Below are 9,181 nucleotides of genomic sequence, written 5' to 3'. Positions count from 1 at the left end.
GATTTACGGGGTAGTTAAGTCGGGCAAACCCTTTGACCCAAAATACTTGGAAAAAGGGCTTGCCATTCAAGACGGTATCTGACCCCGACTTTTATTTTGGCAGCCAGGCGGCAATGGCGCGGCCGATGGCGTCCGGGTGATCTTCCTGGAGGTTGTGGGTGCCTTCGCCGAGCTCCACCAGCTTGCAGTTTGCACATTTCGTGGCGTAGCGTTCGGCGACTGGGCGCGGCGTCAGCACGCCGTTCGGGCTGAACAGGATCAGTTTCGGGTATTGGGCAGTGGCCATGACCGCTTCGTTGCGTTCGATGAGCTGGTACACCTCGGCCGGTTCGCCGGCAATCGGCATCATGCGGGGGAAGGCCAGCATCGGCTTGCGCGAGTCCGGCGTCGGGAAAGGCGCGCGGTAAGCTTCCATCTCGTCCGCCGTCAGCGGGCGCAGCGAACCCTTCGGCAGCATCTGCTCGATGAAGAGATTCCGCTGCAACACGAACTCTTCGCCGCTGCCCGGCGCACGCATCAGCTTGAAGCGTTCGCGCGCTTGCTCCAGCGGGTGGAAGTCTTCCCACGTCGGGCTCGGGCGCACGAATTCCATCAACGCTACGCCGCGCACCTTGGTGGGATAGCGCGCGGCCAGGTGGATGGCCAGTGCGCCGCCCCAGTCCTGCCCGACCAGGGTGAACGCTTCGATGTCCATCTGCTGCAGGAAGGCTTCGAGATAGGCCGCGTGGTCGAGGAAGCTATAGGCGATATCGGGCTTGCCGGAGGCGCCAAAGCCGATCAGGTCCGGCGCCAGGCACCAGGCTTGGGCAGCCACGTGCGGCATGATGCCGCGCCAGATAAACGAGTGGGTTGGATTGCCGTGCAAGAAGATCACGGCGTGCGCGTTGCGTTCGCCCAGCTCGCGATAGGCGATGGTGGAATTCAATGCGGGGATCGATTGCATGCTATCTCTCTCTCAGAAAAAAACGCCCACTCCGAAGAGTGGGCCAAGTCCAAAACTAGGGATGTCCTGAAAGAGACGCTTCCATCTTATGTTTGGGACTGGCCACACTCTGTGCGTGAACTCACACAAACCTTAAAATGGCCATGGGGCTTCGGTCTCTTGCCATGCAGGCAGTTGCTGGACGCGCTTGAACCAGGCCAGCAGCTGCGTATATTGCTCGACCGGAATTTTTGCGCGGCCGAGATACATCAGCGGTGCGGCGACGGCGAAGTCAGCCAGCGAGAGCTTGTCGCCGCTCAGCCATTGACGCGTTGCAAGGTGCTTGTCGAGCACGCGGGCGTGTTCGTGTACCAGCGTTTCGCCCTTGGCGATTTCGACCGGGTCCGGGCCCTGGCCGGTCACCAGCTTCTTCCACAGGTATTCCCAGGTCAGGATGCCAACGGCAGGCGAAAAGTGCTGGGCGCCGAAGAACATCCAGCGGTTGACGTCCGCGCGCTGTTTCAGGGCGGTCGGGTACAGGTCGGCGGCGCCGTGCTTGTCGGCCAGGTATTGCATGATGGCGCAGGATTCCCACAGCTGCATGCCGTCGTCCTCCAGCGCGGGCACCTTGCCGCAGATGTTCACTTCTTCCAGCCGCTTGCGGTCGCCATCGTTGGCGAAGTCGATGACGACTTGATCGAGCTTGATGCCAAGCTGGCTTGCGGTCAGCAAAACACGGCGGGCGTTGGAAGACAGTGGGTTGTGATAGAGGCGCATCGTTAAACTCCTGGGTGGGTTGATCGAATGCGCCTATCGTAACCAAGACTCCTGACAGTTTCTGTCAGGAGTCTTCGTTGATCGCGTTTTCTTCGCGCCAAAGTTTGAGCAACTCGTGGCGGGGTTTTGGATAGCGTTCTGCAAGTGCCTCGGCGTGTTCAATGCGGTCGATGCGGAAGTGGCGGTTCGCCTTGCGCATCTCGCACCAGGCAGCAAGCAGGCGGCGGCCATCGTAGAAGGCCAGCGCGAACGGCCACACCGTGCGCTCGGAGGACGATCCGCTTTCGTCGCTGTAGTGGATGCGCATCTTGTGCTGGCGGCGGATCGCTTCGCGCGCGGGCCGCACGAATTCGTCGTATTCGGGGGTGTCGCGCACCAGCGGCACCCACAAGCTGGTATCGGCCATGTCGTCGCGCAGGTCTTTCGGCGTGGCGGTGGCGATCTTGCCCAGCGCGTTGGCCGCCGCCTGCGCCAGCGTCGAGTCGCCCTGGCGACGCACCCAGCGTGCACCGAGCACCAGTGCTTCCAGTTCATCGGCGTCGAACATCAGCGGCGGCAAGAAGAAGCCGCTGCGCAGCAGGTAACCAAGGCCGGCCGAACCCTCCACCGGCGCACCCAGTTCGGCCAGGGTTTGCATGTCGCGGTAAATCGTGCGTTCGGATACACCCAGCTTTTCCGCCAGCGCGGCCGCAGTCACGGGACGGCGGCTGCCGCGCATGGCATCCATGAGCTGGAACAGGCGGCCGGTACGGCTCATTGCTGCTCCCCATTTTACGAGGCGTGCAGCTTAACATAGTTATAATCCGGGAATGACCAAGAACTCCCCTGGCAAGAGCCCCGCTACCAAAAGCCGCGCACTCGGCAAAGTCACGCTGTCCGATGTAGCCGCCCTCGCCGGCGTTGCGCCCATGACGGCGTCGCGCGCCATCAACCAACCGGAGCTGGTGTCATCCGTGCTGCGCGCACGCGTCGAGAAGGCGGTGCAGGACCTGGGCTACGTGCCGAACCGCGCTGCACGCGCGCTGGCCTCCGCGCAATCGCGGGTCATCGTGGTATTGGTGCCATCGCTGGCCAACGCGGTGTTCACCGCAGTGCTGGCCGGCGTGCAGGATGCGCTCGATCCGTGCAACTACCAGATCCTGATCGGCAACACGCGCTACTCGGATGCGGAAGAAGAGAAGCTGCTGGCCACCTATATGCAGTCAAACCCCGACGGCATCCTGCTATGCGGCCTGACCCACAGCCCGCGCGTGCAGCAGATGCTGGCCACCTCGCGCGTGCCGGTGGTGTCGATGATGGACCTGTCTTCGGAACCGGGCGCGATGTCGGTCGGCTTCTCGCAGGAAGATGCCGGCTACACCATCACCCGCTACCTGATCGACAAGGGCCGCAAGCGCATCGGCTACATGGCTGCGCAGCTCGATGAACGCACCTTGAGGCGCGGCGACGGCTACCGCAAGGCGATGGAGGAAGCCGGCCTGGCCGACCCGATGCTGGAGCTGATGTGCCCCGACCCGTCCACCATTGCGCTCGGCGCCGAGCTGCTGGGCCGCATGCTGGCCGATATGCCAGGGCTGGATGCCATCTTCTGCTGCAACGACGACCTGGCGCACGGCGCCATCTTCCAGTGCCAGCGGCGCGGCATCAAGGTGCCGGAACAGCTGGCGATCTGCGGCTTCAACGACCTGCCCGCATCGGCATGGATGAAGCCCTCCGTCACCACGGTCGGCACGCCGCGCTACCAGACCGGCTTCGAAGCCGCCAACCTGCTGCTGGCAAGTATTCGCGGCAATGAAGTGCCCGCGCGCCGCATCGACCTTGGATTCACCCTGATGGCGCGCGAGAGCGCATAACAAGCGCCAGCGCAAAAAAAGAAAGCAGCCCGAAGGCTGCTTTCTTTTCGACTTGGCGCTTCAAACCACGGCGCCGTCGGTCTCGTCTTTTTCCTTGATCGGCTTGATCAGGTCTTCGCGCTTCACGCCCAGCCACATGGCCACGGCGGCGGCAACGAACACGGAAGAGTAGATGCCGAAGCAGATACCGATGGTCAGCGCGATCGCGAAGTAGTGCAGGGTCGGGCCGCCCAGGAACAGCATCGACAGCACCATCATCTGGGTGCAGCCGTGGGTGATGATGGTACGCGAGATGGTGGAGGTGATCGCGTTGTCGATCACTTCGTGCACGGTCATCTTGCGCTGCTTGCGGAAGTTCTCGCGGATCCGGTCGAAGATAACCACCGATTCGTTGACCGAGTAACCCAGCACCGCCAGCACGGCGGCCAGCACGGTCAGCGAGAATTCCCACTGGAAGAAGGCGAAGAAGCCCAAGATGATCACCACGTCGTGCAAGTTCGCGACGATGGCGGCCACTGCGAATTTCCATTCGAAGCGGATGGCCAGGTAGATCATCACGCCAACCACCACCATCACCAGGGCGTTCAGGCCGTTCTGCGCCAGCTCGTCACCGACCTGAGGGCCGACGAATTCGACCTTCTGCAGCGACACGCCTTCGGAACCGTCGGCGTGGATACAGGCGCTCTTCATTTCGTGCGCGCCCTTGTCGGTCACCTTGTCGACCGACTTGACGCTGCCCTGCTCGGCCTTGCACAGCTCGGCGAACACTTTGGCAGCGGTATCGGCGGCGGTGGTGCCGGCCACGTTAGGCAGGCGGATCATGGCGTCGCGCGCGGTGTCGATACTCGACACCTCAGGGTGGTAGCCCAGGCTGGTCAAGGTGTCGCGCACCTTTTCCAGGTTGGCAGCCTGCGCGTACTTCACCTCCATCACGGTGCCGCCGGTGAACTCCACCGAAAAATGCAGCGGCTTGGTGATCAGGAAGAACACTGCCGCCACGAAGGTCAGCGCCGAAACCACGTTGAAGACCAACGCGTGGCGCATGAACGGGATGTCTTTACGGATGCGGAAAAATTCCATCTCTATTCCTTAGTTCGCAGGTTTCCAGACGGTGCCGATCGACAGCGACTGCAGTTTCTTCTTACGGCCGTACCACAGGTTCACCACGCCGCGCGAAACGAAGACTGCGGAGAACATCGAGGTCAGGATGCCCAGGCTGTGCACCACGGCGAAGCCGCGCACCGCACCGGAACCGAACACCAGCAGCGCGATACCGACGATCAGGGTGGTCACGTTGGAGTCCAGGATGGTGTGCCAGGCGTGCTCGAAGCCGGCGGAAATCGCCGACTGAGGATTGGCGCCGTTGCGCAGCTCTTCGCGGATACGTTCGTTGATCAGCACGTTGGCGTCGATTGCCATGCCCAGCGCCAGCGCGATAGCCGCGATACCCGGCAGGGTCAGCGTGGCTTGCAGGCGGGACAGCACAGCGATCAGCAGCAGCAGGTTGACTGCCAGTGCGAACACGCTGAAGGCGCCGAACATCATGTAGTAGACGATCATGAAGACCGCGATGGCGGCAAAGCCGTACATCGTGGAGTGGAAACCCTTGGCGATGTTTTCGGCGCCCAGTGCAGGGCCGACGGTACGCTGCTCGATCACTTCCATCGGGGCGTACAGCGCGCCGGCGCGCAGCAGCAGCGCCAGTTCGGCGGAGTTTTCCGCATTGCCCATGCCGGTGATCTGGAAGCGGCTACCCAGTTCGCTCTGGATGGTCGCCACGGACAGCACTTCAGCCTTCTTCTTCTCGAACAGCACGATGGCCATCTTCTTGCCGACGCGGTCGCGGGTTGCGTCGCGCATCTTGCGGCCGCCGTCGCCGTTCAGGTCGATGCTGACGGCAGCCTGCTGGTTCTGGTCGAAGGTGGCGGTAGCACTGGAGATGTAGTCGCCGGTCAGCACCACGTCCTTGGTCAGCACGACGGGCACGCCTTTGCCGACGGTGAACAGCTCCGAGTTGTACGGAATCGCTGCGTTCAGTTCAGTGCCCGGGGTGACGGTTTCGTCGACCATGCGCACTTCCAGGGTGGCGGTACGGCCGATGATGTCCTTGGCGTGCGCGGCATCCTGCACGCCCGGCAGCTGCACCACGATGCGGTCAGGGCCTTGCTGCTGGATCACCGGTTCGGACACGCCCAGTTCATTCACGCGCTTGCCCAGGGTGGCGATATTCTGCTGCACACCGTTGTCCAGGGTGGCTTTCAGTGCTGCCGGCTTCAGGGTCGCAACCAGGCGCAGTTCGTCGCCTTCGGTGGCGTCGACCACGTTCATGTCCGGCTGCTGGTCCTGGATGATGCCCTTGGCCTGCTGGCGCAGCGCATCTTCACGGAACCTGACGATGATGGAATCGCCCACGCGGTCAATGCCGGCATGGCGCACATTCTTCTCGCGCAGCTGGTTCTTGATGGCGGCCTGGGTGCCCTGGATACGTTTGGTCACGGCTGCCTGGGTGTCGACCTGCATCAGGAAGTGCACGCCGCCGCGCAGGTCCAGGCCCAGGTACATTGGCAGCGCGCCCACGGCGCGCATCCAGTCGGGAGTATTCGACACCAGGTTGACGGTGACGATATAGGTTGGGTCGTTCGGGTCCGGATTCAGGCCTTTTTCAAGTGCCAGGCGGCCCTTGAACTGGGCGTCGGTATCGGCAAAGCGGGCGCGCACGTAGGTGTGCATGCCGGCGCCGTCCAGCGCGACGCCGTCATTCTTGACGTTGGATTGCTTCAGGAGGGTGTCCACCTGGGTCGCCAGGGCATTGCTCACCTTGACGGTGGACTTGGCGCTGGTGATCTGCAGGGCAGGTGTCTGGCCGAAGTAGTTAGGCGCCGTGTACAGGGCGCCCAGCAGCACCACCACGACGATAAGGATGTATTTCCAGATTGGATAACGATTCATAGTCTTCAGCGTTCAGGCAATAACAAAACGGGCGGCTACTCTTGCGAGGCCGCCCGCGCCGGTTATCACAGGCTCTTCAGGGTGCCTTTCGGCAGCTGGGAGGAGATGGCGTGCTTTTGCACCCAGACTTCGGTGCCCTGGGACACTTCGATGGCCACGTTCTGGTCGTTAACCTTGGTCACTTTGCCCATGATGCCGCCGATGGTCACCACTTCGTCGCCTTTGGCGAGGGCTTCCATCATGGCTTTCTGCTCTTTCGCGCGCTTTTGCTGCGGACGAATCATCAGGAAGTACATCACCACAAACATCAGGATCAGTGGCGCAAAGGTGGTCAGGCTGCCCATGGCGCCGGCGTCGGCTGCGGTTTGGGCGTATGCGTTGGAAATGAACACGGGGACTCCAGATTCTAGTTAGGTAAAACTTATTGGGTAAAAATCAAGCGGTGTATTCTAGCACCGCCCACGCTGCCCACCTATATATAGGCGGCTTGCCGTTTTTTAAATACCACGCGCGCGATCTGCGTGGAATTGCTGCACCCAGTCCGGGAAACGGTCCGCATCCAGGGCATCGCGCATCTGCTGCATGATGTCGAGGTAGTAATGCAGGTTGTGGATGGTGTTCAGGCGCGCTCCCAGGATCTCCTGCGCACGGTGCAGGTGGTGCAGGTAGGCGCGGCTGAAGTTGCGGCAGGTGTAGCAGGAGCAGGTCGCATCCAGCGGCTCCTTATCATCCTTATAACGCGCGTTCTTGATCTTGACGTCGCCGAAGCGGGTGAAGATCCAGCCGTTGCGCGCATTCCGGGTCGGCATCACGCAGTCGAACATGTCGACGCCATTGGCCACGCCGTTGACCAGGTCTTCCGGGGTGCCGACGCCCATCAGGTAGTGCGGCTTGTTCTCCGGCAGGCGCGGGCCGACGTGCTGCAGGATGCGCATCATGTCTTCCTTCGGCTCGCCGACCGACAGGCCGCCGATCGCCAGGCCGGGGAAATCGATTTCCTCGAGTCCTGCCAGCGATTCGTCGCGCAGGTTTTCATACATGCCGCCCTGGACGATGCCGAACAGCGCGTTAGGGTTCTCGCCGGCCCTGAATTCGTTCATCGAGCGCTGGGCCCAGCGCAGCGACATGCGCATCGACTTCGCGGCTTCTTCCAGCGTGGCTGGACGGCCGTCGATTTCGTACGGGGTGCATTCGTCGAACTGCATCACGATGTCGGAATTGAGCACGCGCTGGATCTGCATCGAGATTTCCGGCGACAGGAACAGCTTGTCGCCGTTGATCGGCGAGTTGAAGGTCACGCCTTCCTCGGTGATCTTGCGCATTTCGCCCAGGGAGAACACCTGGAAGCCGCCGGAGTCGGTCAGGATCGGCTTGTCCCAGCCCATGAAGCCGTGCAGGCCGCCGAACTTGGACATCACGTCGTTACCGGGGCGCAGCCACAGGTGGAAGGTGTTGCCAAGGATGATCTGGGCGCCGATCTCCTTCAGTTCCAGCGGCGACATGGCCTTGACGGAACCGTAGGTACCGACCGGCATGAAGATCGGGGTCTGCACCTCGCCGTGATTGAGCTTGACCGTGCCGCGGCGGGCGTGGGTCTTGCCGGTGGTGTCTTTTTTGATGAGTTTAAATTCCAGCATCGGGATTCCTTATGCTCTGTTGTGCGTCGTCAGCAGCATGGCGTCGCCATAGCTGAAGAAGCGGTATTCGTTCGCGATCGCGTGCTGGTAGGCGTGGCGGATCTCGGTAAAGCCCGCGAAAGCGCTGACCAGCATCAGCAGGGTCGATTTCGGCAGGTGGAAGTTGGTGATCAGGCGCGTCACCGTCTTGAACTGGTAACCCGGGGTGATGAACAGGTTGGTGTCGCCGCTGCCGGCTTCCAGGCCGCCGCTTTGCGAGGCCGATTCCAGCGCGCGCAGCGAGGTCGTGCCCACCGCCACCACGTCGCGGCCGGCGGCGCGCGCTGCGCGCACGGCGTCCACGGTTTCCTGCGGCATGGTGTACCACTCGGTGTGCATCTTGTGCTCGGCCAGGTTTTCGGTGCGCACCGGCTGGAAGGTGCCGGCACCCACGTGCAGGGTGACGTAGGCGAATTGCACGCCCTTGTCCTTCAGCTTTTGCAGCAGCGCTTCGTCGAAGTGCAGGCCGGCAGTCGGCGCGGCGACAGCACCCGGCACCTTGTTGAACACGGTCTGGTAGCGGGTTTCGTCCACTTCACCCGGGGCGTGTTCGATGTAAGGCGGCAGCGGCAAGCGGCCATACTGCTCGATCAGGTCGAACACGTCGGCCTCGAAATGCAGGGTATAGAACTCGCCTGCGCGCTCGCCGACCGTCACGTCGAACGCATCGGCCAGGCGGATCTTCACGCCGGGGCCGGGCGACTTGGAGGCGCGCACCTGGGCCAGCACGGTGCGGGTATCGAGCACGCGCTCGACCAGCGCTTCCACCTTGCCGCCGCTGTCCTTCACGCCGAAGAAACGGGCCTTCAGCACGCGGGTATTGTTCATCACCAGCAGGTCGCCGGCCTGGAGCTGGTCGAGGATATCGGTGAACTGACGGTCGTGCAGAATCTTGCCGTCCACGTGCAGGAGGCGCGAGGCGCTACGGTCCGGCAGAGGAAATTGCGCAATTCGCTCTGGCGGCAAGTTAAAATCGAAGTCGGATAGCGAGTACATTGACGGAC

General features: G+C 62.3%; 9 protein-coding genes. 1 reads left to right on the top strand and 8 read right to left on the bottom strand.

The genetic code is table 11. The features are described from left to right. Window positions 1-91: 91 nt before the first annotated feature. The 3 genes from BM269_RS27755 to BM269_RS27745 all read right to left on the bottom strand — a co-directional run bounded on the left by BM269_RS27755 (window position 92) and on the right by BM269_RS27745 (window position 2,456). The gene (locus BM269_RS27755; protein WP_090445430.1) at window positions 92-943 is read right to left on the bottom strand and encodes a haloalkane dehalogenase; all 852 of its coding nucleotides are present in this window, start codon (window positions 941-943) and stop codon (window positions 92-94) included. 132 nt (window positions 944-1,075) lie between these two features. Further along, window positions 1,076-1,699 carry a glutathione S-transferase family protein gene (locus tag BM269_RS27750; protein ID WP_090445427.1) on the bottom strand — a complete coding sequence of 208 codons (624 nt, stop codon included), beginning with the start codon at window positions 1,697-1,699 and terminating at the stop codon, window positions 1,076-1,078. A 64-nt stretch (window positions 1,700-1,763) separates the two neighbouring features. Beyond that, the gene (locus BM269_RS27745) at window positions 1,764-2,456 is read right to left on the bottom strand and encodes a helix-turn-helix transcriptional regulator (protein WP_090445424.1); all 693 of its coding nucleotides are present in this window, start codon (window positions 2,454-2,456) and stop codon (window positions 1,764-1,766) included. 52 nt (window positions 2,457-2,508) lie between these two features. Between BM269_RS27745 and BM269_RS27740 the strand changes: the two genes are divergently transcribed. Further along, window positions 2,509-3,552 carry an HTH-type transcriptional regulator GntR gene (locus tag BM269_RS27740; protein WP_090445421.1) on the top strand — a complete coding sequence of 348 codons (1,044 nt, stop codon included), beginning with the start codon at window positions 2,509-2,511 and terminating at the stop codon, window positions 3,550-3,552. A gap of 60 nt (window positions 3,553-3,612) precedes the next feature. On the opposite strand, the gene secF is transcribed toward BM269_RS27740, so the two are convergent. The 5 genes from secF to queA form a co-directional block, all read right to left on the bottom strand. Further along, window positions 3,613-4,632, bottom strand: a complete 1,020-nt coding sequence (gene secF / locus BM269_RS27735) for a protein translocase subunit SecF (protein WP_090445418.1) — start codon at window positions 4,630-4,632, stop codon at window positions 3,613-3,615. Between the two features lie 9 nt (window positions 4,633-4,641). Beyond that, on the bottom strand, window positions 4,642-6,501 hold the full coding sequence (secD, locus tag BM269_RS27730) for a protein translocase subunit SecD (RefSeq protein ID WP_090445415.1): 1,860 nt from the start codon (window positions 6,499-6,501) through the stop codon (window positions 4,642-4,644). Between the two features lie 65 nt (window positions 6,502-6,566). After that, complete coding sequence (gene yajC, locus BM269_RS27725) at window positions 6,567-6,893, bottom strand: preprotein translocase subunit YajC (RefSeq protein WP_090445410.1); 327 nt, start codon at window positions 6,891-6,893, stop codon at window positions 6,567-6,569. Between the two features lie 105 nt (window positions 6,894-6,998). After that, window positions 6,999-8,138: a tRNA guanosine(34) transglycosylase Tgt gene (gene tgt / locus BM269_RS27720; protein WP_090445407.1), complete on the bottom strand. Its 1,140-nt coding sequence runs from the start codon at window positions 8,136-8,138 to the stop codon at window positions 6,999-7,001. Window positions 8,139-8,147: 9 nt separating this feature from the next. After that, the gene (queA, locus tag BM269_RS27715) at window positions 8,148-9,173 is read right to left on the bottom strand and encodes a tRNA preQ1(34) S-adenosylmethionine ribosyltransferase-isomerase QueA (RefSeq protein WP_090445404.1); all 1,026 of its coding nucleotides are present in this window, start codon (window positions 9,171-9,173) and stop codon (window positions 8,148-8,150) included. Window positions 9,174-9,181: the final 8 nt, after the last annotated feature.

This window comes from Duganella sp. CF458, from assembly GCF_900113115.1.
GTDB lineage: Bacteria > Pseudomonadota > Gammaproteobacteria > Burkholderiales > Burkholderiaceae_D > Rugamonas.
Note: the sequence above shows the minus strand (reverse complement) of the source record. Positions and strands in the feature narration are given on the sequence as shown.

Coding starts and splice junctions, on each gene's coding strand:
- BM269_RS27755 (WP_090445430.1), bottom strand. CDS start 943: ATGCAATCGATCCCCGCATTGAATTCCACCATCGCCTATCGCGAGCTG.
- BM269_RS27750 (WP_090445427.1), bottom strand. CDS start 1,699: ATGCGCCTCTATCACAACCCACTGTCTTCCAACGCCCGCCGTGTTTTG.
- BM269_RS27745 (WP_090445424.1), bottom strand. CDS start 2,456: ATGAGCCGTACCGGCCGCCTGTTCCAGCTCATGGATGCCATGCGCGGC.
- BM269_RS27740 (WP_090445421.1), top strand. CDS start 2,509: ATGACCAAGAACTCCCCTGGCAAGAGCCCCGCTACCAAAAGCCGCGCA.
- secF (WP_090445418.1), bottom strand. CDS start 4,632: ATGGAATTTTTCCGCATCCGTAAAGACATCCCGTTCATGCGCCACGCG.
- secD (WP_090445415.1), bottom strand. CDS start 6,501: ATGAATCGTTATCCAATCTGGAAATACATCCTTATCGTCGTGGTGGTG.
- tgt (WP_090445407.1), bottom strand. CDS start 8,138: ATGCTGGAATTTAAACTCATCAAAAAAGACACCACCGGCAAGACCCAC.
- queA (WP_090445404.1), bottom strand. CDS start 9,173: ATGTACTCGCTATCCGACTTCGATTTTAACTTGCCGCCAGAGCGAATT.